21 protein-coding genes are annotated in these 21,051 nt (G+C 74.1%); 14 read left to right on the top strand and 7 right to left on the bottom strand.

Going from position 1 to position 21,051, the window contains the following annotated elements:
- Window positions 1-71 precede the first annotated feature (71 nt).
- Window positions 72-1,529: an AlkA N-terminal domain-containing protein gene (locus tag H7827_RS04460; protein WP_432742861.1), complete on the top strand. Its 1,458-nt coding sequence runs from the start codon at window positions 72-74 to the stop codon at window positions 1,527-1,529.
- Between the two features lie 63 nt (window positions 1,530-1,592).
- On the opposite strand, the gene H7827_RS04455 is transcribed toward H7827_RS04460, so the two are convergent.
- The 4 genes from H7827_RS04455 to H7827_RS04440 form a co-directional block, all read right to left on the bottom strand.
- Window positions 1,593-1,970 carry a PPOX class F420-dependent oxidoreductase gene (locus H7827_RS04455; protein WP_432742858.1) on the bottom strand — a complete coding sequence of 126 codons (378 nt, stop codon included), beginning with the start codon at window positions 1,968-1,970 and terminating at the stop codon, window positions 1,593-1,595.
- A gap of 25 nt (window positions 1,971-1,995) precedes the next feature.
- A complete protein-coding gene (locus H7827_RS04450) occupies window positions 1,996-2,478 on the bottom strand; it encodes a DUF456 domain-containing protein (protein ID WP_432742856.1) in 483 nt (160 codons plus the stop codon).
- A 51-nt stretch (window positions 2,479-2,529) separates the two neighbouring features.
- Window positions 2,530-3,537: a DUF2637 domain-containing protein gene (locus H7827_RS04445; RefSeq protein ID WP_386536908.1), complete on the bottom strand. Its 1,008-nt coding sequence runs from the start codon at window positions 3,535-3,537 to the stop codon at window positions 2,530-2,532.
- Between the two features lie 155 nt (window positions 3,538-3,692).
- Window positions 3,693-4,520 carry a (2Fe-2S)-binding protein gene (locus tag H7827_RS04440; protein WP_386536911.1) on the bottom strand — a complete coding sequence of 276 codons (828 nt, stop codon included), beginning with the start codon at window positions 4,518-4,520 and terminating at the stop codon, window positions 3,693-3,695.
- 135 nt (window positions 4,521-4,655) lie between these two features.
- Between H7827_RS04440 and H7827_RS04435 the strand changes: the two genes are divergently transcribed.
- Complete coding sequence (locus tag H7827_RS04435; RefSeq protein ID WP_386536913.1) at window positions 4,656-5,363, top strand: GntR family transcriptional regulator; 708 nt, start codon at window positions 4,656-4,658, stop codon at window positions 5,361-5,363.
- 51 nt (window positions 5,364-5,414) lie between these two features.
- Here H7827_RS04435 and H7827_RS04430 read toward each other — a convergent pair whose 3' ends face one another.
- Window positions 5,415-6,200: a hypothetical protein gene (locus tag H7827_RS04430; RefSeq protein ID WP_432742853.1), complete on the bottom strand. Its 786-nt coding sequence runs from the start codon at window positions 6,198-6,200 to the stop codon at window positions 5,415-5,417.
- Window positions 6,201-6,558: 358 nt separating this feature from the next.
- Here H7827_RS04430 and H7827_RS04425 point away from each other — a divergent pair, with 358 nt between their 5' ends.
- On the top strand, window positions 6,559-7,656 hold the full coding sequence (locus H7827_RS04425; RefSeq protein WP_432742851.1) for a DUF3533 domain-containing protein: 1,098 nt from the start codon (window positions 6,559-6,561) through the stop codon (window positions 7,654-7,656).
- A gap of 43 nt (window positions 7,657-7,699) precedes the next feature.
- Here H7827_RS04425 and H7827_RS04420 read toward each other — a convergent pair whose 3' ends face one another.
- Window positions 7,700-9,355 carry a PucR family transcriptional regulator gene (locus H7827_RS04420; RefSeq protein WP_432742849.1) on the bottom strand — a complete coding sequence of 552 codons (1,656 nt, stop codon included), beginning with the start codon at window positions 9,353-9,355 and terminating at the stop codon, window positions 7,700-7,702.
- Between the two features lie 184 nt (window positions 9,356-9,539).
- On the opposite strand from H7827_RS04420, the gene H7827_RS04415 reads away from it, so the two are divergent.
- Genes H7827_RS04415 through H7827_RS04400 form a run of 4 tightly spaced genes read left to right on the top strand, consistent with a single transcriptional unit; the run spans window position 9,540 to window position 14,353 of the window.
- Entirely contained in the window at window positions 9,540-10,421 is an 882-nt protein-coding gene (locus tag H7827_RS04415; RefSeq protein ID WP_030730590.1) for an FAD binding domain-containing protein, read from the top strand.
- A complete protein-coding gene (locus H7827_RS04410; protein ID WP_030730594.1) occupies window positions 10,412-10,900 on the top strand; it encodes a (2Fe-2S)-binding protein in 489 nt (162 codons plus the stop codon). The genes H7827_RS04415 and H7827_RS04410 overlap by 10 nt, the downstream gene beginning before the upstream one ends.
- On the top strand, window positions 10,897-13,257 hold the full coding sequence (gene pucD, locus H7827_RS04405; RefSeq protein WP_432742847.1) for a xanthine dehydrogenase subunit D: 2,361 nt from the start codon (window positions 10,897-10,899) through the stop codon (window positions 13,255-13,257). The genes H7827_RS04410 and pucD overlap by 4 nt, the downstream gene beginning before the upstream one ends.
- Window positions 13,258-13,261: 4 nt before the next feature.
- Entirely contained in the window at window positions 13,262-14,353 is a 1,092-nt protein-coding gene (locus tag H7827_RS04400; protein ID WP_432742845.1) for an XdhC family protein, read from the top strand.
- Between the two features lie 142 nt (window positions 14,354-14,495).
- Here the strand turns inward: H7827_RS04400 and H7827_RS04395 are convergent, their stop codons facing one another.
- Window positions 14,496-15,179 carry a hypothetical protein gene (locus H7827_RS04395; RefSeq protein WP_432742843.1) on the bottom strand — a complete coding sequence of 228 codons (684 nt, stop codon included), beginning with the start codon at window positions 15,177-15,179 and terminating at the stop codon, window positions 14,496-14,498.
- A gap of 273 nt (window positions 15,180-15,452) precedes the next feature.
- Here H7827_RS04395 and H7827_RS04390 point away from each other — a divergent pair, with 273 nt between their 5' ends.
- The 7 genes from H7827_RS04390 (at window position 15,453) to H7827_RS04360 (ending at window position 21,044) form a co-directional block, all read left to right on the top strand.
- Window positions 15,453-15,812, top strand: coding sequence for a DUF5955 family protein (locus H7827_RS04390; protein ID WP_432742841.1), 360 nt, complete (start codon window positions 15,453-15,455; stop codon window positions 15,810-15,812).
- A 38-nt stretch (window positions 15,813-15,850) separates the two neighbouring features.
- Window positions 15,851-16,126 carry a hypothetical protein gene (locus tag H7827_RS04385; RefSeq protein ID WP_432742839.1) on the top strand — a complete coding sequence of 92 codons (276 nt, stop codon included), beginning with the start codon at window positions 15,851-15,853 and terminating at the stop codon, window positions 16,124-16,126.
- Entirely contained in the window at window positions 16,123-16,506 is a 384-nt protein-coding gene (locus H7827_RS04380; RefSeq protein ID WP_432742837.1) for a helix-turn-helix domain-containing protein, read from the top strand. Before H7827_RS04385 ends, H7827_RS04380 begins: the two co-directional genes overlap by 4 nt.
- Window positions 16,507-16,583: 77 nt before the next feature.
- A complete protein-coding gene (uraD, locus tag H7827_RS04375) occupies window positions 16,584-17,447 on the top strand; it encodes a 2-oxo-4-hydroxy-4-carboxy-5-ureidoimidazoline decarboxylase (RefSeq protein ID WP_432742835.1) in 864 nt (287 codons plus the stop codon).
- A 6-nt stretch (window positions 17,448-17,453) separates the two neighbouring features.
- A complete protein-coding gene (pucL, locus tag H7827_RS04370) occupies window positions 17,454-18,359 on the top strand; it encodes a factor-independent urate hydroxylase (protein WP_432742833.1) in 906 nt (301 codons plus the stop codon).
- Window positions 18,360-18,372: 13 nt separating this feature from the next.
- A complete protein-coding gene (locus tag H7827_RS04365) occupies window positions 18,373-19,740 on the top strand; it encodes an 8-oxoguanine deaminase (RefSeq protein ID WP_432742831.1) in 1,368 nt (455 codons plus the stop codon).
- Window positions 19,741-19,784: 44 nt separating this feature from the next.
- On the top strand, window positions 19,785-21,044 hold the full coding sequence (locus H7827_RS04360; RefSeq protein ID WP_432742829.1) for a sulfite oxidase: 1,260 nt from the start codon (window positions 19,785-19,787) through the stop codon (window positions 21,042-21,044).
- Window positions 21,045-21,051 lie beyond the last annotated feature (7 nt).

Raw genomic sequence — 21,051 nt, 5'->3', positions numbered from 1 at the left:
TCCGGCCCCCGACGGCCGTGTCCGTTTTCCGCCAGTGGAGGGCCCGCGCCGGGCGCACACTGGGCAGTGTGATGGACGACGACAGCAGGTACGAGGCGGTCCGCAGCCGCGACGAGCGGTTCGACGGGGTCTTCTACACGGCCGTGCGCACCACCGGCATCTACTGCCGGCCCAGCTGCCCGGCCGTCACCCCCAAACGTGCCCACGTCACCTTCCACCCCTCGGCCGCCGCCGCCCAGGCCGCCGGCTACCGGGCCTGCCGGCGCTGCCGCCCCGACGCCGTCCCCGGATCGGCGGAGTGGAACGTCCGCGCCGACGCGGTCGGGCGCGCCATGCGCATGATCGCCGACGGTGTCGTGGACCGCGACGGCGTCACCGGGCTCGCCACCCGGCTCGGCTACAGCCCCCGCCAGGTGCAGCGCCAGCTCACCACCGAACTCGGCGCGGGACCCGTCGCGCTGGCCCGCGCCCAGCGCGCGCACAGCGCCCGCATCCTGCTCCAGAGCACCGCGCTGCCGATCACCGAGATCGCCTTCGCGGCCGGCTTCTCCAGCGTCCGGCAGTTCAACGACACGATCCGGCAGGTCTACGCCCGCACCCCCACCGAGGTGCGCGGCGGCCGCACCGCCCCGCCCCAGGACCGGGCCGGCGTCCCGCTGCGGCTGGCCCACCGGGGTCCGTACGCCGCCCGGGAGATCTTCGACTTCCTCGGCCGCCGTGCCATCACGGGCATCGAGGAGATGACGGGGGAGCCGGGCGACCGTCTCTACCGCCGTTCCCTCGACCTGCCGCACGGCAGCGGCATCGCCGAGGTGGGCGAGCACGACGGGAAGGGCTGGCTGCCCGCCCGGCTCATGCTGACGGACCTGCGGGATCTCACCACGGCCGTGCAGCGGCTGCGCCGGCTGTTCGACCTGGACGCCGATCCGTACGCGGTCGCCGAGCGGTTCGCCGCCGATCCGCATCTGGGGCCGCTCGCCGCCGCCCGCCCCGGGCTGCGGTCCCCCGGCGCCGCCCAGCCGCACGAACTGGCGGTGCGCGCCGTCCTCGGCCAGCAGATCACGGTGGCCGGTGCCCGGACCCTGGGCGGCACCCTGGTCGCGGCGTACGGCAAGCCGCTGCCGGCCCCCGACGGTGCTCTCACCCATGTCTTCCCCACCGCCGACGCCCTCGCCGGCGCCCCGCTCGGCGAGCTGGGCATGCCCGGGGCCAGGCGCCGCACCCTGCGCACGCTGTGCGCCGCGCTCGCCGACGGCACCGTGACCCTCGACCCCGGCGCCGACCGTGACGCGACGGAGGCCGCGCTGCTCGCGCTGCCCGGGATCGGCCCGTGGACCGCCGGCTATCTGCGGATGCGGGCGCTGGGCGATCCGGATGTCTTTCTGCCGGGGGACGCGGGGGTGCGGCACGGTCTGGCGGGTATCGGCGCCACCGCGGCCGACGCCGAGGGCTGGCGGCCGTGGCGCTCGTACGCGGTCCACCATCTGTGGCAGGTCACCCCGGCGGCGCGGACCGGCGATCGCGACTGACGCCGGCCCGGGGCGGCGGGCGAGCGGACCGGGCGGGACCGTATCAGCCGGGTTCCGTCGGGTTCAGTCGGGCAGTCCCCAGCTGAGGATGCGGCGCGGATGCACCCGGATGACCTCCGGGCTGAAGCCGGGGCCCAGATCCACCTCGCCCACCAGCAGTTGGGCGATCCCGCGGATCTCCACCCCGCGCACCCGCCAGGGGGTGACGCTCGCCAGGTCGTCCACGACCAGCGACAGATGGGGATTGACCGTCAGGTTGCGCCACTTGACCGAGGCGCCCATCGCCTGGCCGCCGATCAGCAGCGTGCCGTCGACCTGTGCGAAGAAGCCCACCGGCTTGGCCTGCGGGCGTCCGGCGGGATCCACCGTGGCCAGCCGGGCCAGCCGCTGGGTGGCCAGGTAGGCGCGCTCGGCGGGGCTGAACTCAACCTGCTCCTTCATGGCGGCAGCCTGCCACGGCCCGGCCTCAGCCCCACCGCAGCACGCCGAGCCACAACCCCGTCACCAGCAGACATGCCGCCAGTTCGACCAGCATCCGGCGCCCGACCGAGCGCATGATGACGCGGGTGGAGGACACCGCCGCGCCGTGGTCACCGAGCCGGGCCCGCTCCCACCCGTACAGGGCCCCGATGAACCCCGGTACCACCCCGACCACCGGCAGGACGAAGAAACCGACGATCCCCGTCCCCCCGGCGAACAGCAGCTGACGCTTCCGTACCCCGGCCTCCCGCCGGCCGGCGGCCGGAAGCAGCCACTGCACCACTTGATGAACCAGTAATAACGCGGTGGCGGTGACCAGCACCCACCACGCCTGCGAGGTGCCCTCGGCGGAACTCCACCAGAACACCGCCGCCCACACCGCCAGTGATCCCGGCACCCCGGGCACCATGATGCCCAGCAGACCCAACAGCATCACCAGGCCCACCAGCGACAGCTGCCATATCCCCATGGGCCCCAGGCTGCCGCATATCGATCAGCGGCGCCGCATCCGGGTCAAGGTTCAGCCGAACTGACGCTCGATCTGGGCCAGTTTCTCCTCAAGAGAGTTGAGCCGGCCGTCCGCACCGGACAGATCGGTACGGGAGGACGCGGCCGTCGCGGTGGCGGTGCCGCCGCTGCCCGGGGCGTCCAGCGCCCGCCGTCCGCCGGGAGTCTGACCGGACTCCAGCGCCGCCGGCTCCGTACGGTCCCCGCCGGCCTGCTCCACCGCGACCTCGACCCGCTGGTTGCGGCCCAGCGCCTTGATCCGCGCCTTCTCCAGCTTGCGCTGCTCCTTGCGGCGCGCCTTCTCCAACTCCTTGGTACGGCGGTCCTCGCGGACCTCCTCCACCGCCTCGTCCAGGGTGCGGACGTTCTCCAGCAGCATCAGCGACCAGGCACCGAACGTCTCGCGCGGCGCCCGCATCCACCGGACGAACCGGATCTGCGGCAGCGGACGCGGCACCAGGCCCTGCTCACGCAGCGCCGCCCTGCGGGTCTGCTTGAGGGCGCGGTCGAAGAGGATGGCCGCGGAGAGCGACATCCCGGCGAAGAACTGCGGGGCACCGGCGTGCATCTCACCGCGCGGCGCGTGCACCCAGTTGAACCAGGCGGCGGCACCGGCGAACAGCCACACCAGCATCCGCGAGCCCAGCGACGCGTCGCCCTGGCTCGCCTCGCGCACCGCGATCACCGCACAGAACATGGCCGCGCCGTCCAGGCCGAACGGGACCAGGTACTCCCAGCCGCCCGAGAGGTTCAGGTTCTCCCGGCCGAAGCCGACCAGCCCCTGGAAGGACAGCGCCGCCGCCACTCCGGCGCAGCAGAAGAGCAGAAGGTAGGAGGCGGTCGCGTACGCGCGCTCCTTGCGCCGGCGGCGCTCCTCCATCACTTCCCACGAGTCGCTCTGCCCCCCGTCGGCAGCCGCTGCCGCAGGTTTGCGTCCCTTGCTCATCAGGGTCACCGCGACAAGGGCACCCGCCAGGAGCACGGCTCCTGCGATCACCCAGCTGAACTCTATGTCGGTCATAGCGGAGCACCTTACCCGGCTCGGGAGGCCGTCTTTCGCGGCTGTGTTTCCGCCAGCATCCTGCGTCAACGGAGGGCTGCGCTGGTGGGGTTGACAACCCGGCCCCACCAATGGGTGAGGCGCGGAAAGGGGTTGTGCTATTTGTTGCGAAACCTTTAGCGAACGGCTGTCAACCGTTCGACCCGTTCGCTGTCACACATGCGCGGGCAGGTCACACACGTGGACTCGGGGCGCAGTGTGTAGAAGAGGCAGCAGCTCACCCGGTCGCGGGTGCGCAGCACCGCGCCATCCGGACCGGTGAGGTCCCGGAACGCGGCACCACCCGGATAGGGGGTGGTGCCACCGGGCAGCAGCAACTGCGCCTCGGCGAGCGCGCGCTCCTCCTCACCGAGCAGCGAACCCAGGTACCAAAGGCTCTCGGTGAGTTCATCGGTCGCCATGCCCCACAGCGCCCGGCTGCCCCGGCGCATCCGCGGCCGGAACCCCTCGAGCACCGGCCCCAGATGGGCGGCCGCCGCCTCGCGCACCGCCGCCCGCAGCGCCTCCTCGTCCGCGACCACCCGGGCATCCGGATGACCGGCCAGCGGATCGTCGGGCAGACAGCTGAAGGTGCGGGCGGCTGCCGTGATCAGGCCATCGGCGCGATGGAATGCGACATCCTCCGGCGCCAGCCACGGCACCCGGCGCAGCAGGAAGTAGGGGAGCGTGAACAGGACGGCGGCGGGCCACGCGTACCGGTGCAGTGCGAAACTGGCCACGACCTGTGGCCGGCCCCGCTGTCCGTAGTCGGCGAGAATGCGTTCGTCGTCCCAGGTCAGGAAGTCCTCCAGCACCGGCCCCGCCTCGGCGAGATCGCTGCCGCGCACCCAGCCCGGGCCGCCGCGCGGCTCCTCCTGGGTGAACCGGAGGGTGCTCAGGACATCATTCGCACGATCGAGTGCGGGTGCCAGCGGATGGGCCGGGGCGAGAGCGGAGACGTGCATGGTGCCACCGAATCAAGTGCAAGGGCGAAACGGAGAGGTAAGGCTTACCTTACCCGATTACGGAGGGGGTTTGATCTCGGCCCATATCGGCCTAGGGTGCTCGGCATCACTTTTTCCGGTGGAGGGGGCGCCCGCGTGGATGCGTACATAGCGACGGCCCCTGCCGCGCCGGTGGTGCGCCCCGACCGGCCGCCCCTTCCCGTACGGCCCCGGTCGCTGCCCGAACGCCACTCCGTGCGCGCCCAGGTGCTCGCCGCGCTGCGCGACGCGCTGGCCAGCGGCCAACTCGCGCCGGGCGAGGTGTACTCGGCGCCGGTGCTCGCCGAGCGGTACGGCGTCTCGGCGACCCCGGTGCGCGAGGCGATGCAGCAACTCGCCAGCGAGGGCGCCGTGGAGACGGTCCCCAACCGGGGCTTCCGGATCGCGGGCCACACCCCGCGCGACGCCGCCGAACTCGCCGAGGTGCGCGCCGCCCTCGAAGTGCCCGCCATCATGCGGCTGGCCCACACCCTGCCCCCCGAACGCTGGGACGAGCTGCGCCCGCTGGCCGAGGCGACCGTCACCGCCGCCACCCGCGGGGACCGCGCCGCCTACGCGGAGGCCGACCGCTGCTTCCACCGCGCCCTGCTGCATCTGACCGGCAACCGCCAACTGGTGCTGATAGCCGAGGATCTGCACCGGCGCTCCCAGAGCCCCGCCTCGCAGGGCCCGCTGCCGGGCACCGCCGAACTCCTGGCCGACGCCCTGGAACACGCCGCCCTGCTGGACGCGCTGCGCCGCCACGACGTGCCGGCGGCGCAGCAACTGGCAACCGAGCACTTCACCGGCGTCCAGGACCGGTGACACAGCCGGGGCGCCTGCGCGCGGAGCACCGGGTCACCCGGGCGCGGCGGCTCAGTCCGCCGCCGCACGGGGTGCGAAGTGGGGGGCCAGCCAGCGGGGCACCCGGTCCAGCAGGTGGAACAGGCGGCTCGCCTCGGTACGCAGCCGGGCCGCCTCCGGTTCCGGCTGAACCTCCGCCAGCGCCACCAGGGCCGGGGCGATCCCCACCAGGAACCCGGTCTCCTCGCGCAGCCGCAGACTGTGGGTGAAACCCTCCCTGGCCCGGTCGAGATCGCCCTTCTCCTGCGCCAGCGCCGCCAGATGCCGCCAGGTGTACGAGCTGAGCAGCGCGTCCCCGCGCGCCACCGCCTCGACGTGCGCCCGCCGGAAAGCGGCCTCCGCCGCCTCCGCGTTGCCGCTCACATGCTGGGCCATCAGCCCGCGCCGGAAATCCAGCAGGGCCCGCCCCGGCGAGTCGGGGGCCAGCAGCGCGGCGGCGCGGCCCAGCGCGGCCCGTGCCTCATCCGTACGATCGCGCACCCGCAATAACGTCGAGGCGTACGCCAGGTACCCGCGCTCACCCGCCGCCGCGCCCCGCTCCTCGTCCGTCAGCGGCATCGACTCGACCGCGCGCAGCGCGTCCTCCGCCCGCTCCCACCCCTCGCCGGTGAACATGCAGCACTCCACCAGCAGTGTGGTGCGGTGCAACGCCGCCGCCGGTGAGGCGGCCGCGGTCGTCTCCAGCAGCGCCGCCGCGTCCTGCCAGCAGCCACGCGACCGAAGCCGCCATACCGCGCTGTCCAGGGGAACGGTCGGTGGTATGGCGGTGTCCGCCACATTGCCCTCCAGGCGCGTCATTGAGCCGATGGTGCACTCGTGCATGTGCGTACGTGACTGTGGAGGAATCTCAGCACGGGCCACCGGGCCCGGCCAAGAGGCGTGCGTGAATCAGTTCACAAATCCGGGCCGGGCCCCTAGGGCCTGTCGTCAAAGTAGCGCCGTCCGCCCGAAGGGCGGGCCCCGCGGTGTCTGGTGCGGTGCATCGCAAGGCGGAGGGTCGCCCTCATAGCGGGTTATTCGGGCGATGCGACAACGCAGCGAGGTGCCGTGCCAGGCGCTGTGGGGCAGGCGGGACTTTGACGACAGGCCCTAGGCGGCCACCCAATGGCCCATTCCCGCTGGGCGTCCGCCCCGCCGCGCCCGCACGATGCGAGGTATGGAGCCGATATCCGGATACGCGCGCGGCGGCTTGTGGACCTCGCTGCGCGGCGCCGTGACACCGCGCGCCGCGCTGCTGGTGCTGGGCGCCCTGCTCTTGCAGTGGGCGTTCATCGCCTCGTACGTGGGGGCGCTGCACCGTCCCGAGCCGCACCGCATCCCGATCGCGCTGGTGGCCCCGCAGGAGATGGCCGGTCAGCTGGTCTCCCAGCTGGACGGGCTGCCGGGTGACCCGCTCCACGTCAAGCACACCTCGACCGAGGAGGCGGACGGGCTGCGCATGGTGCGGCACCGGGACGTGGACGGCGCGCTGATCGTGGACGGCTCCGGCACCCAGGACACCCTGCTGGTGGCGACCGGTGGCGGCACCTCGACCGCGGAGGTGCTGGCGCAGCTGATGCTGTCCTTGGAGGCCGCGCAGAACCGCACCCTGGACGTGCGGGACGTCGCCCCCACGGCGGCCGGTGACGCGCGCGGCCTGACCTCCTTCTTCCTGGTCATCGGCTGGGTGGTGGGCGGCTATCTGTGCGCGGCCGTGCTCGCCATCAGCGCCGGGAGCCGGGCCTCCACCGTGTCGCGCGCGCTGTTCCGGCTGGGCGCGCTGCTGATCTTCTCGCTGCTGTCCGGGCTCGGCGGCGCGGTGATCGTGGGCCCGGTCCTGGACGCGCTGCCCGGGCGGCTGGTGGCGCTGGCGCTGGTGGGCGCGCTGGTGGTGTTCGCGACCGGGGCGGTGACCCTGGCGCTGCAGGCGCTGCTGGGGGCCGCCGGCATCGGGCTGACGCTGCTGATCGTGGTGGTCCTCGGCAATCCGAGCGCGGGCGGCGCGATCGGCACCTCCCTGCTGCCCACCTTCTGGCGCGGCATCGGCTCGGCGATGATCCCGGGCGCCGGAACGTGGGCGACCCGGTCCATCGCGTACTTCCAGGGTCATGCCCTCACCAACCCGCTGGTGGTGCTGGGCATCTGGGCGGTGGCCGGGGTGGTGGTGACGCTCCTCGCCTCGCTGCTGGGCGGGCGCCGCAGATGGAACGAGGAGATGCCCTACCGCACCGTCTCGGACGGCGGTTTCCTCGGCATCCGGCCCTGGACGCGCTGACCGCGCGCCGCGGGCCATCCGCCACGGCGCCCGGCCCGCCCCCTCACCGGCTCAGCCGCAGCGCGAGGAGGAAGTCCAGTTTGTCCTCCAGCCGGTTCAGGTCCCGGCCGGTGAGCGCCTCGATCCGGCCGATCCGGTAGCGCAGCGTATTGACGTGCAGGTGCAGGTGGGCCGCGCACCGCGTCCAGGAGCCGTCGGCCGCCAAGAACGCCTCCAGGGTGGGGATCAGCCGCGCACGGTGCCGCCGGTCGTAGGCGCGCAACGGATCCAGCAGCCGCGCGGTGAAGGCGAGCCGCACCTCCTCCGGGACGAACGGCAGCAGCAGGACGTGCGAGGCCAGTTCGTCGTGACCGGCCCCGCGCACCGCCCCGTTCCCGGCGGCGGCCACCCGCTGAGCGTGCCGCGCCTCCTCCAGCGCGCCGCGCAGCCCGCCGGCCGTCCCGACCGGGGCGCTCACCCCCAGCGTCAGCCGGCCGCCGTCGCGGAGCCCCGCGGACAGGACCCCACGCACCGGTGCCAGGACGCTCTCGGCCCGCAGCGCGGCGCCCTCGCCGGGCAGCGCGGGCAGCGGGACGAGGGCCACCGCCCCGCCGTCGGGCGGCGCGCCCGCCACCAGGGCCGGCTCGGTGCCGCCGGGACCGGTCAGCAGTTCCTCCAGCAGCGCCGCCGCCACCCCGCCACCCGCGTCTGCCCCCTCGTCCCCGGCTCCGCCCCCGTCGACGCCCTCCACCCGGGCCACCACCACCTGCCAGCGCGGGTCGGCGAGCGAGTGACCCAGGACCGGACCGGCCACCCGCAGCCGCGCCGCCACCTCGGCGGGCACCGCCCCGTCCCGCAGCAGCCGCACGATCTCCCGGGCCAGGCGGCGCCGTACCGTACGGGACGCCTCGTGCCGGTCGTGCTCCGCCGCGATCAGCTCCGCCACGCCCGCCAGCAGATCGCGCCGCTCGTCCGGCCACTCGCCGCCATCGGCGCGTACCACCAGTTGCCGGCCGGTGAGCGCGGCGGCCCGCCCCCGGGCGTCGCCGGGCACCGGGAAGAGCGCGTACCCGCTTTGGTCACCGGCGCCGGACGGCACCCGGTACGGGCCCGGACGGCCGGCGAGCGCCGCCGTCATCCGGTGGGCGGCCAACTCCGCCGCCACCGCGCCGGGCAGCGGCACCCGCCCCGAACCGGCGATCACCCGGCCGGTGGCCGACAGCAGCCAGGCCGGCAGATCCAGCTCGGCGCCCAGCAGATCGAGCACGCCCTGCGGCCCGCCCCCGGCGGGACCGGCGGCCATCAGCCGCCGGTGCCGGTCCACGACGGCCGCCAGGTCCCCGGCCCGGTGCCCGGAGATCCGCCGCACCACCCGCTCGGTGATCTCGGCGAACGCTACCTCCTGCGCCACGGCGAACAGCGGCAGCCCGTGCCGGGCACAGGCGGCGGCCAGATCGTCGGGGACCGAGCCGAGTTCGGCCTCGCCCGCCGCCAGCGCGGTCACGCCCGCCCGGGACAGGATCCGTACGAAGGGCTCGGAGTCCTGGGGGCCGCGCCACCAGGCGAGCCCGGTCAGCACCAGTTCGCCGCCGTGCAGATAGCGGCTGGGGTCGCGCAGATCGGTCGTCATCACCCCGCGCACCCGGGCCTCCAGGCGGCCCGCGCCGTGCAGCAGCCGCAACCCGAGTGCGTCGTCCGCCAGCAGTGTGCGCAGTCGCATGTCCGTCCGCCGATGTCGTCCGTGTTGCCCGGGGGCTGCCGCCCCATTGCCCGCGCCGCTTCCTCGTACGAACCTACAAGATGTGGGGGGGTCCGGCGAATGGGTGCTTCGGCCCTTCCGTGACTGCCCCCGGCGCGCAACGACCGTTGTACTGGCTGCACCACCAGACAGGGAGAACCGCCGCATGGACTTCCTCCGCCCGGCCGGCTGGTCCGAGGCGCTGGCCGCCAAGGCCGCCCACCCCGACGCCGTGCCCCTCACCGGCGGCACCGACGTGATGGTCGAGCTGACCTTCGACCGGCGCCGCCCCGAACGGCTCCTCGACCTGTCCCGCATCCCCGAACTGCGTACCTGGGAGACCGGCGAGCGCACCGTACGGCTCGGCGCCGCCGTCCCCTACGCCGCCGTCATCGAGCACCTGGCCACCGAACTGCCCGCGCTCGCGCTCGCCGCCCGCACCGTCGGCTCCCCGCAGATCCGCAACCGCGGCAGCGTCGGCGGGAACCTCGGGGCGGCCTCCCCGGCCGGCGACAGCCACCCCGCGCTGCTGGCAGCCGGTGCCGAGGTGGAGGCCGCCTCCGTGCGCGGCACCCGCCGCATCCCCATCGACGCCTTCTACACCGGCGTCAAACGCAACGCCCTCGCCCCCGACGAACTCATCCGCGCCATCCACATCGAACGGGCCACCGGGCCGCAGCAGTTCGCCAAGGTCGGCACCCGCAACGCCATGGTCATCGCCGTGTGCGCCTTCGCGCTCGCGCTGCACCCCGGCGCCGGCACCGTCCGCACCGGCATCGGCTCCGCCGCCCCCACCCCCGTCCGCGCCCACGACGCGGAGGACTTCCTCGCCGGCGCGCTGGCCGGCGCCGGGGCGTGGGAGCGCCCCGGGCCGCTGGCGCCCGAGGTGGTGCGCCGCTTCGCCGAACTGGCCGGCGCCGCCTGCCGCCCGATCGACGACGTACGCGGCACCGCCCGCTACCGGGTGCACGCCATCGGCGTACTCGCCCGCCGCACCCTGGACTGGACCTGGGACGCCTACCGGAAGGGGCTGACACCGTGCGCGTGACCTGCACCGTCAACGGCCGGCCGTGCGTGGCCGACAACGTATGGGAGGGCGAGAGCCTGCTGTACGTGCTGCGCGAGCGGCTCGGCCTGCCCGGCTCCAAGAACGCCTGCGAACAGGGCGAATGCGGCTCCTGCACCATCCGGATGGACGGCGACCTTGTGTGTGCCTGCCTGGTCGCCGCCGGCCAGGCCGAGGGCGCCGACCTGCGGACCGTCGAGGGACTGGCCGGTGAGGACGGCGCGCTCGCCCCCGTCCAGCGCGCCTTCCTGGACGCGGGCGCCGTGCAGTGCGGCTTCTGCACCCCCGGTCTGCTGATGGCCACCGAGGAACTCCTCGAACGGGTCCCCGAGCCCTCCGACGCCGACATCCGCGAGGCGCTCTCCGGCAATCTGTGCCGCTGCACCGGCTATGAGCACATCATGGACGCGGTCCGGCTGGCCGCCGCCCGCCGCACCGCTGTGGAGGGCCGACCGGCATGACGCTCCGTCCCGGAACCCTCAGCCAGCGCAGTGCACGCGGCACCGCCGGCGGCGTCGGCGAATCCACCGGCCGCCCGGACGGCACCCTCAAGGTCACCGGCGAGTTCGCCTACTCCTCCGACCTGTGGCACGAGGACATGCTGTGGGGCCACACGCTGCGCAGCCCGCACCCGCACGCCGAGATCCTCGGCATCGATGTCGCCGCCGCCCTCGCGCTCCCCGGCGTGCACGCCGTCCTCACCCACCACGACCTGCCCGCCGCCACCCACTACGGCCTGGAGTTCTCCGACCAGCCCGTCCTCGCTCGGGACGTGGTGCGCTACCAGGGCGAGGCGGTGGCCGTCGTCGCCGCCGACCACCCCGAGACCGCCCGCCGCGCCGCCGCCGCCATCGCCGTCGCGTACCGCGAACTGCCCGTCGTCCATGACGAGACCTCCGCCACCGCCCCCGGCGCTCCGCTGCTCCACCCGGACCGCACCGACCACCACGCCGCCGACAGCCCGCACCCCAACATCGTGCACCGCCAGCCCGTCCGGCACGGCGACGTGGCCGCCGCCCGCGCCCGCGCCGAGGTCGTGGTGCGCGGCACCTACCAGGTCGGCATGCAGGACCAGGCGTTCCTGGGCCCCGAGTCCGGGCTCGCCGTTCCCGCCGAGGACGGTGGCATCGACCTCTACGTCGCCACCCAGTGGCTGCACGTGGACCAGAAGCAGATCGCCCCCGTCCTGGGCCTGCCGGCCGAGAAGGTACGGCTGACCCTCTCCGGCGTCGGCGGCGCCTTCGGTGCCCGCGAGGACCTGTCCATGCAGGCCCACGCCTGCCTGCTGGCCCTGCGCACCGGGCGCCCCGTCAAGATGGTCTACAACCGGGAGGAATCCTTCTTCGGGCATGTCCACCGCCACCCGGCGAGGCTCAGCTACGAGCACGGCGCGCTGCGCGACGGCACCCTGCTGTACGTCACCTGCCGCATCGTCCTGGACGGCGGCGCCTACGCCTCCTCCTCACCGGCCGTCGTGGGCAACGCCGCCTCACTGGGCCTGGGCCCTTACGAGATCCCGAACGCCGACATCGAGGCCCTGGCGCTCTACACCAACAACCCGCCCTGCGGCGCCATGCGCGGTTTCGGCGCGGTGCAGGCGTGCTTCGCCTACGAGGCCCAGATGGACAAGCTCGCCGCCGCACTGGACATGGACCCGGTGACGCTGCGGCAGCACAACGCCATGCGGCAGGGCACCGTGATGCCCACCGGACAGCCGGTGGACTCCCCGGCCCCGGTCGCCGCCCTGCTCGCCGCGGTCGCCGCCCGGCCGCTCCCGCCGCCCCGGCGCTGGGAGAACGCGACCGGCACCGCCGACGTACGGGAACTGCCCGGCGGACTGTCCAACACCACCCACGGGGAGGGCGTCGTGCGGGGCGTCGGCTACGCCGTCGGCATCAAGAACGTCGGTTTCTCCGAGGGCTTCGACGACTACTCCACCGCCCGCGTCCGCCTGGAGGTGGTGGCCGGCGAACCGGTGGCCGTGGTGCACACGGCGGCGGCCGAGGTCGGCCAGGGGGGAGTCACCGTCCAGGCCCAGATCGCCCGCACCGAACTCGGCGTCACCCGCGTCACCCTGCTCCCCGCCGACACCACGGTCGGCTCGGCCGGCTCCACCTCCGCCTCCCGCCAGACGTACATGACCGGCGGCGCGGTGAAACACACCTGCGAGGCGGTACGGGAGCAGGTCCTGGACCGGGCGCGGGAACGCTTCGGCGCGGCGGCGGTCCGCCTGGAGGCGGGCAAGGTGGTGGCGGCCGACGGCGAGGTGATCGCCACCCTGGCGGAGGTGCTGGGCGAGGGGGCGATCGAGCTGGAACGGGAGTTCCGGCACCGGCCCACCCGGCCCTTCCACCCGCGCACCGGGCAGGGCCACGGCCATGTGCAGTACTCCTTCTGCGCGCACCGTGCCGTGGTGGAGGTGGACACCGAACTCGGCCTGGTGAAGGTCATCGAGCTGGCCGCCGCCCAGGACGTCGGCAAGGCGCTCAACCCCCTGTCGGTCGCCGGGCAGATCCACGGCGGCAGCGCCCAGGGGCTCGGCCTCGCCGTCCTGGAGGAGATCGTGGTCGGCCCGGACGGCCGGGTCCGCAACCCCTCCTTCACCGACTATCTGATCCCCACCATCCTGGACGTGCCCAGCATGCCGCTGGACATCCTCGAACTGGCCGACGAACACGCCCCGTACGGTCTGCGCGGCGTGGGCGAGGCACCCACCCTCTCCGCCACCCCGGCGATCGTGGCCGCCGTCCGGCAGGCCACCGGGCTCGACCTGGTCCGGGTGCCGGTGCGCCCGGAACACCTCACCGGTACGGCGTAGCGGCATGCTGGAGATCGCCCGGGAACTGGGGGAGTGGCTGGCGGACGGGCGGGCGTTCGCGGTGGCCACGGTGAGCGCGGTGCACGGCAGCGCCCCGCGCCCGCCCGGCGCGGCGCTGGCCGTGGACGGCGCGGGCACCGTGATCGGCAGCGTCTCCGGGGGCTGCGTGGAGGGCGCGGTGTACGAGCTGTGCCGCGCCGCCCTGGCGGACGGCGCGGTGCGGGTGGAGCGCTTCGGCTACAGCGACGCGGAGGGCTTCGCGGCCGGGCTGACCTGCGGCGGCAGTATCGAGGTGCTGGTCACGCCGGTCCCGGAGTGCTCCGCGCTGCGCACGCCGCTGACGCGGGCGGTGACGGCGGAGCACGGCGCGCTGGTCCGCCCGCTGACGGGCCGTGGCGCGCTGTACGTACCGGCCCGCGGTGATGCGTGCGGGTCGCTGGGGCACGGCGCGCAGACCGACCGTACGGCCGCGGCCCGCGCCGGTGCGATGCTGCGGGCCGGGCGCACCGGGGTGCTGCGGCTGGGCGCGGAGCTGACGCTGCTGGTGGAGAGCCGGGTGCCGCCGCCACGGCTGCTGGTGTTCGGCGCGGTGGACTTCGCGGCGGCGCTGGCCACCGCCGGGTCCTTCCTCGGACACCGGGTGACCGTGTGCGACGCCCGCCCGGTCTTCGCCACGCCGGCCCGGTTCCCCGGCGCGGACGAGGTGGTGGTCCGCTGGCCGCACACCTACCTGGCCGGCGAGGCGGCCGCCGGGCGGCTCGATGAGCGGACGGCGGTGTGCGTGCTGACGCATGACGCCAAGTTCGACGTACCGCTGCTGGAGATCGCGCTGCGGCTGCCCGTCGCGTACATCGGGGCGATGGGGTCGCGCCGTACCCACGCCGACCGGATGGACCGGCTGCGGGAGGCCGGGCTCACCGAGCGCGAACTCGACCGGCTGCGCTCCCCGATCGGCCTGGACATCGGGGCCCGCACCCCGCAGGAGACGGCGCTGTCCATCACGGCCGAGATCGTGGCCACCCGCGAACGCGCCTCGGGCCATCCGCTGACCGGTGGTCACGCGCCCCGCATCCACCGGACGCTGCGCACGGGTTGAAGGCCGCGCCGTGCCGGCTCCGGGGGTGCGCGCGGGGAGGCCGGGGCGACGCGACGCAGCGGGGGACCGTCCGGTTCCGGCCATTCTCATCGACGGTTCCCGGTGCGGTGCGGTGCGCGGGTCCCGTCGGCGGGGCGGCCGGTCAGTCGGTCCCCGCGCCGTCCCGCAGCAGCCCGGCCGCCGGATCGTTCACCGGCTGCGGCGTACCCGTCAGATCCAGGACGAACAGCGGCAGTCGCAGCTCATCGGCGCGGGCCCGGGCCCGCCGGTCGTACCCGGCCAGCGAGAAGGCCACCGCGCGGGCCGGTTCCAGCAGTCCGTGCATCCACAGCGTCTCGATCTCCCGGGGCCCGGTCGGCTCGGTGGTGGTGTCCACCAGGCCCACCACACCGGCGCCGTGCAGATCCACCCCCGACTCCGGGCGCGGCATGGCGGTGCGCACGTTCCGGAATCCCAGCCAGCGCAGGAACTGCGCCGCGCAGGCCACGGCGTCGTACCCGGTCCTGATGGTCAGCGGCTGGAACGGCGGCCGGTCGCCGGACTCCTCGCGCCCGGCGCCCGGCTCCGGGCGGTCGGCGGACAGCCGCACCGTGACCCCGCACGGGCAGTCGAACTCCGGCTGCGGCCACTGCCCCGACCGCCCGCAGGCAGGGCAGTCCAGCTGGGCCCAGGACGCCTCCCACGACCGGTGGTGTATCTGGGCGGGGGCACCGTCCCACTGGACCGGCACGGACACAGGTGCCCCGCAGGAGCATGGGTACTCCGGGGGCACATAGACGTGTTCACGGCGACACGCCGGGCACCGTACGGGCCTGCTGTTCGTCATGGATCGCTCCCGGGCCGGCACTGGGCCATCTCAGTGTTCCTTACGGCCCCTTGATCACGCAGGAGTATGCTCACCGTTGGTGGCTGTACGTCATCCGGGTGCGCCGAAGGTGTCGCGAGCGTTCATGTGAATGTGACCGGGACTTTCGCCCTCCGTATGGCGCAATGTGCGGACAGTGATATTTACTGTCGTCGTTCGTTGCGGTCGGGCGCCAAGCATGCGCCCCGGCGGGCGCGGGCGCATTGGGTGGTGTGGACGGCAGGGGAGGGCCGAGTGGCGACAGGCGAAGCTGAGGTCGCGCGGGTCACCGCGGGCGCGGTGGCCGACGGGGAAGATCCCCGCCTCATGTCCCTGCGTGCCGCCGTGGAGCGGCTGTGGGCGGATCTGAGCGGTTATCAGGCCCCGCTGGCGGACCGGGAGGTGGCCGAGCGTGAGCTGACGGGCCTGCTCGGACTGCTGGACGCGGGGGTTCCCGAGGACGCCCCGCTGAGCACCGCGCTGCTGCGGATCGCGGCGGCCGCGGGATCGGTCAGCGCGCTGGCACCGGCCGTGAGCCAGCTGCGGGAGGCGGTCGAGCTGTTCGGCGTTCCGCGTCACCGGGTGCTGCCGCACGTGCGGCACGGCGCCTCCTGACCCACGGTCGGAGGGCTCGGCCGGGTTAGGTTGGCGGGGTGCGACTGAAACTTGAGTTCACCACCGAGCCCTTCGATCTGGACGAGCCCCCGGCGCATGCCGTGATGGCGCGCGAGGTGGCCCTGGGCGCCGCGCTGGACACCGTGGACGTCGGCCCGTTCGGCAACACGGTCGAGGGCTCCGCCGACGAGGTGCTCACCCTGGTCGGCGAGCTGCTCAGCAAGTCCCTGGCCGTCGGCGCCACCCGGATCTCGCTCCAGCTGAATGTGGTCGAGGGCAGTGGTCCCCGCGCCCCGGAGGGCTCCGCCTCATGACTGACCGCGGTGCCGCCGACGCCGACGCCGACGCCTTCATAGCCGGGGTCGCGCCCCTGGTGGACGCCATTGGCGGGGAGCTCATCGCCCCTGCCGGGGCGGGGCCCGAGGACGTGGTGCTGTCCTGGGCGGGGCGGGAGGCGGTGGCCGTACGGCTGCCCGCTCTGTCCGGCTCGCTGGACCATCTGCTGTCCGAGCTGCGCCGGCGGCACGGCATGCCACTGGCGGATCTGGACCGCTCGACCAAGCAGCAGGTGGTGCGGACTCTGGAGGCGCGGGGCGCGTTCGCGATGCGGCACGGGGTGGAGACGGTGGCGGGCGCCCTCGGCGTGAGCCGCTTCACCGTATACAACTACCTCAACCGCGAGCAGGGCGGCTGACGTCGGCAGACGTCCCCCACAAGGGGGAAGCTCAACAAACTGTTGACGTCACTCGGAGTGGCCGGTTAGCTGGGGCCATGCCCCTCCCCTCGCCGTCCGCGCCTCCCACGCGCCTCGACTGGTTCAACAACGCGCCGGAGCGCACCGCGCTCGACGCGCTGCACGACATCTGTGCCGCGCCGTCGTGGGCCGGGGCACTGGTGTCGGGGCGCCCGTACCCCGGGGTGGACCGGCTGCTGGCGGCCTCCGACGCCGCCACCGCGGAGCTGGACGCCACCGGCATCGGCCAGGCGCTCGCCGCGCACCCCCCGATCGGCGCACCCGCCCCGGGCGATCCCACCTCGGCGCGCGAACAGCGCGGCATGGCCGGTGCCACGCCCGAACTCGCCGCCGAGATGCACGAGCTGAACCTCGCCTACCAGGACCGGTTCGGCCAGGTCTTCCTCATCTGCGCCACCGGACTGAGCGGTGAACAATTGCGGGACGCGCTCCGCGCCCGGCTCGACCACACCTCGGGGGAGGAGGGCGAGACGGTACGGACCGAGCTGGCGAAAATCAACCGGCTCCGGCTCACCCGGCTGCTGGCCACCCCGGCCCCCGCCGCCACCACCGTCTCCACCCACATCCTCGATACCGCCGCCGGCCGCCCGGCCGCCGGCGTCACGGTGGAACTGTCGGTACCTGACGACGACGGGGAGCACGCGGCCACCGGCACCGGCACCCGCTGGACGGTGCACGCCACGGCCGTCACCGACCCGGACGGCCGCTGCAAGGAACTCCCCCCGCTGCCCGGGAGCGTCACCGCCGCCCGGCTGCGCTTCGCGGTCAGCGGCCCCTTCTTCCCCGAGGTCACCACCACGTTCTCGCTGCGCCCCGGCGAGCACCACCACGTACCCCTGCTGCTGAGCCCGTTCGGCTACTCCGTCTACCGAGGGAGCTGACCCGCCATGCCCACACTCGGCCAGAACCAGTACGGCAAGGCGGAGACCCGGATCGTCAAGGTGACCCGGGAGGGCACCACCCACCACCTGGAGGACCTCAAGGTCTCCGTGGCCCTGTCGGGCGACATGGACGAGGTGCACTACTCGGGCTCCAACGCCACCGTGCTGACGACCGACGCCACCAAGAACACGGTGTTCGCCTTCGCCAAGGAGTACGGCATCGGCTCCCCGGAACGTTTCGGCACCCTGCTCGCCCGGCACTTCACCGAGTCCCAGCCCACCGTCACCCGGGCCCGGATCCGCATGGAGAGCTACGCCTGGGAACGGATCGCCACCCCGGGCGAGGGCGAACACTCCTTCCTGCGCGACGGACGCGGGGTGCGCACCGCGCAGATCACCCACGACCGGGAAGAGGGCTGGGAGGCCCTGTCGGGACTGACCGCGCTCACCGTGCTGAACTCCACCGACTCCGAGTTCCACGGCTTCCTCAAGGACCGCTACACCACACTCCCCGAGACCCGGGACCGCGTCCTGGCAACCGACGTCACCGCGCTGTGGCGGCACCGCTGGAGCGGCCCGCAGGAAGCGACCCCCGACTGGGACGCCAGCCACGCCGCCGCCCGCGGCCATCTGCTGGACGCCTTCGCCCGCACGTACTCCTACTCGCTCCAGCAGACGCTGTTCGCGATGGGCTCCCGGGTGATAGACCACCGTCCCGAGATCGACGAGATCCGCCTCTCCCTGCCCAACAAGCACCACTTCCTCGCGGACCTCACCCCCTTCGGGATGGAGAACGAGACCGCGGAGGGGGCCGTCTACTTCGCCGCCGACCGCCCCTACGGCCTGATCGAGGCGACCGTGCTGCGCGAGGGCGCCACCGCCCGCATCCCCGTCGACGCCACCAACCTCTGAGGACGCCACCGCCATGACGACGGTCATCGAGCACTGCGCCATCGCCACCGTGGACGCGGCCGGCACCGAGTACGCCGACGGTCACCTGGTGATCGCCGGCGACCGGATCAAGGCGGTCGGCCCGGGCCCCGCACCCCGCGAACTCCCCGACGACGGGAGCCCGCTGCGCCGCGTCGACGCCTCGGGGGCGCTCGCCACACCCGGACTGGTCAACACCCATCACCACTTCTACCAGTGGCTGACCCGCGGCCTGGCCCAGGACGCCCACCTCTTCGACTGGCTGGTCGCCCTCTACCCCTGGTGGTCCCGCATCGACGAGCGGATGGTGCACACCGCCGCCCGCGCCTCCCTCGCCATGATGGTCAGGGGCGGGGTCACCAGCGCCGTGGACCACCACTACATCTTCCCGCGCGGCACCGGGGACCTGCTCGGCGCCGAGATCGCCGCCGCCCGGGAGATCGGCGTACGCTTCACCGCCGCCCGCGGCTCGATGGACCTGGGCGCCTCCGACGGCGGACTGCCCCCGGATTTCGCCGTGGAGAGCACGGACGAGGCCCTCGCCGCGACCGAGGCGGCCATCGACACCCACCACGACCCCGGGTTCTCCGCCATGCTGCGGATCGCGGTCGCGCCGTGCTCACCGTTCTCCGTGTCCACCGAGCTGCTGCGGCAGGCCGCCGAACTCGCCCGCCGCAAGGGGGTGCGGCTGCACACCCACGGCTCGGAGACCGTGGAGGAGGAGGCGTTCTGCCACGAACGGTTCGGCATGGGCCCCACCGACTACTTCGAGTCCACCGGCTGGCTCGGCGAGGACGTGTGGATGGCGCACTGCGTCCACATGACCGACGCCGACGTGGCGGCCTTCGCCCGCACCGGCACCGGCGTGGCCCACTGCCCCTCCTCCAACGCGCGGCTCGCCGCCGGCATCGCCCGCGTCCCCGATCTGCTGGCGGCCGGCGTCCCGGTCGGCCTCGGCGTGGACGGCACCGCCTCCAACGAATCCGGCGAACTCCACACCGAACTGCGCAACGCCCTGCTGATCAACCGCCTCGGGCCGCACCGCGAAGCCGCCCTGAGCGCCCGCCAGGCACTGCGGCTGGCCACCTACGGCGGCGCCCAGGTGCTCGGCCGCACCGACGGGACCGGCTCGCTGGAGCCCGGCAAGCTCGCCGACGTCGTGCTGTGGCAACTGGACGGGCTCGGCCACTCCACCATCGCCGACCCGGTCGCCGCCCTGGTACTCGGCCCGCCCGCCCCCGTCACCCTCTCCCTCATCGGCGGCCGGCCGGTCGTCGAACACGGGCGGCTCCTCACCGCCGACGAGCACGAGATCGCCCGCGCCGCGCGCACCGAATCCCGGCGGCTGGCGGATTGTTCATAGTGCGTCAATGGTGAGGGTGGCCGATCACCACCAGGATCGGTCCCATGACAAACGACGAGCGGGCGTACGACCGCGGGCGGCTCGGCCAGTGGCTGGCCGGTACGGCGCGGGCCGAGGGCATCGAACGGCGCGATCTGCTGCGGCTGCTGGCGGCGGCCGGAGTGGGGACGGCCACGGTCGGCGCGGCGGCACCACCGGCCGCGGCGGCGCCCGGCGCGAGGGCGGCGGGGATCGTCAAGCCCCTGCCCCCGGACCGGTTCGTCATCCACGGCACCAACGCCGAAACCCGCTGGTCCGCGCTGCGCGGCACCGGCTACCACACCCCCAACGACCTGTTCTTCGTCCGCAACCACACCGTCACCCCCGCCCTCGACGCCGCCACCTGGCGGCTGCGGATCTGGGGCGACGGGCTGCGCGGCGCCCGGCCCGCCGAGTTCTCCCTGGAGGACCTGCGCGCCCTGCCCGCCGTCGAGCGCTCCGTCTTCCTCGAGTGCGCGGGCAACGGCCGCAGCTTCTTCGACCGCCAGCAGGGCGAGCCGGTCTCCGGCACCGCCTGGTCGCTGGGCGCCATCGGCATGGCCCGCTGGCGCGGCGTCCGGCTGGCGCAGGTGCTGCGCCGGGCCGGCCTGTCCCCGCACGCCGTGGACATCCAGCCGCGCGGCCTGGACGACGCGTTCTTCTCCGGCGGCGTGAACCTGGGCCGGGTACGCCGCCCGCTGCCCGTCGCGAAGGCGCTGGACGACGTCCTGCTGGCGTACGAGATGAACGGCGCGCCGCTGCCGCCCGACCACGGCCACCCCGTACGGCTGCTGGTGCCGTCCTGGATCGGCATCTCCTCGATCAAATGGCTGGGCGACATCGAGGTGTCGGCCACCCCGCTCTACTCGCCCTGGAACACCGACCTCTACCGCCTCTTCGGCCCCGGCCACCCCGAGGAGGGCAGCGCGCCGCTGAGCCGGCAGACCCTCAAGAGCGCCTTCGAACTCCCGTGGGAGGCGCCGCTGAGCGCCGGCCGCGCCCAGGTGCTCACCGGCCGCTCGTGGTCGGGCGGGCGCGGGGTTCGCTCCGTGGAGATCAGCGTCGACGGCGGCACCGCGTGGCGCCCCGCCACCCTCCACGACGCGCCGCGCCCCGGCGGCTGGGTGCGCTGGTCCCTGCGCTGGACCCCGCGCACCCCGGGCCGCACCGAACTGCTGGCCAGGGCCACCGACGTGGACGGCACCACCCAGCCGGAGCGCACCGCGCACAACACCCAGGGCTATCTCTTCGACGCGGTGGTACGCCATCCCGTGACGGTCGCCTGACCGGCCG

It is taken from the genome of Streptomyces sp. JH002, from assembly GCF_050916115.1.
Lineage (GTDB): Bacteria > Actinomycetota > Actinomycetes > Streptomycetales > Streptomycetaceae > Streptomyces > Streptomyces xiamenensis.
This window is presented reverse-complemented; position numbering and strand designations above follow the sequence as displayed.

Excerpts from the sequence above, each read along its gene's own strand:
- H7827_RS04460 (WP_432742861.1), top strand. The coding sequence starts at position 72 with ATGGACGACGACAGCAGGTACGAGGCGGTCCGCAGCCGCGACGAGCGG.
- H7827_RS04455 (WP_432742858.1), bottom strand. The coding sequence starts at position 1,970 with ATGAAGGAGCAGGTTGAGTTCAGCCCCGCCGAGCGCGCCTACCTGGCC.
- H7827_RS04450 (WP_432742856.1), bottom strand. The coding sequence starts at position 2,478 with ATGGGGATATGGCAGCTGTCGCTGGTGGGCCTGGTGATGCTGTTGGGT.
- H7827_RS04445 (WP_386536908.1), bottom strand. The coding sequence starts at position 3,537 with ATGACCGACATAGAGTTCAGCTGGGTGATCGCAGGAGCCGTGCTCCTG.
- H7827_RS04440 (WP_386536911.1), bottom strand. The coding sequence starts at position 4,520 with ATGCACGTCTCCGCTCTCGCCCCGGCCCATCCGCTGGCACCCGCACTC.
- H7827_RS04430 (WP_432742853.1), bottom strand. The coding sequence starts at position 6,200 with ATGACGCGCCTGGAGGGCAATGTGGCGGACACCGCCATACCACCGACC.
- H7827_RS04425 (WP_432742851.1), top strand. The coding sequence starts at position 6,559 with ATGGAGCCGATATCCGGATACGCGCGCGGCGGCTTGTGGACCTCGCTG.
- H7827_RS04420 (WP_432742849.1), bottom strand. The coding sequence starts at position 9,355 with ATGCGACTGCGCACACTGCTGGCGGACGACGCACTCGGGTTGCGGCTG.
- H7827_RS04415 (WP_030730590.1), top strand. The coding sequence starts at position 9,540 with ATGGACTTCCTCCGCCCGGCCGGCTGGTCCGAGGCGCTGGCCGCCAAG.
- pucD (WP_432742847.1), top strand. The coding sequence starts at position 10,897 with ATGACGCTCCGTCCCGGAACCCTCAGCCAGCGCAGTGCACGCGGCACC.
- H7827_RS04400 (WP_432742845.1), top strand. The coding sequence starts at position 13,262 with ATGCTGGAGATCGCCCGGGAACTGGGGGAGTGGCTGGCGGACGGGCGG.
- H7827_RS04395 (WP_432742843.1), bottom strand. The coding sequence starts at position 15,179 with ATGACGAACAGCAGGCCCGTACGGTGCCCGGCGTGTCGCCGTGAACAC.
- H7827_RS04380 (WP_432742837.1), top strand. The coding sequence starts at position 16,123 with ATGACTGACCGCGGTGCCGCCGACGCCGACGCCGACGCCTTCATAGCC.
- uraD (WP_432742835.1), top strand. The coding sequence starts at position 16,584 with ATGCCCCTCCCCTCGCCGTCCGCGCCTCCCACGCGCCTCGACTGGTTC.
- pucL (WP_432742833.1), top strand. The coding sequence starts at position 17,454 with ATGCCCACACTCGGCCAGAACCAGTACGGCAAGGCGGAGACCCGGATC.
- H7827_RS04365 (WP_432742831.1), top strand. The coding sequence starts at position 18,373 with ATGACGACGGTCATCGAGCACTGCGCCATCGCCACCGTGGACGCGGCC.
- H7827_RS04360 (WP_432742829.1), top strand. The coding sequence starts at position 19,785 with ATGACAAACGACGAGCGGGCGTACGACCGCGGGCGGCTCGGCCAGTGG.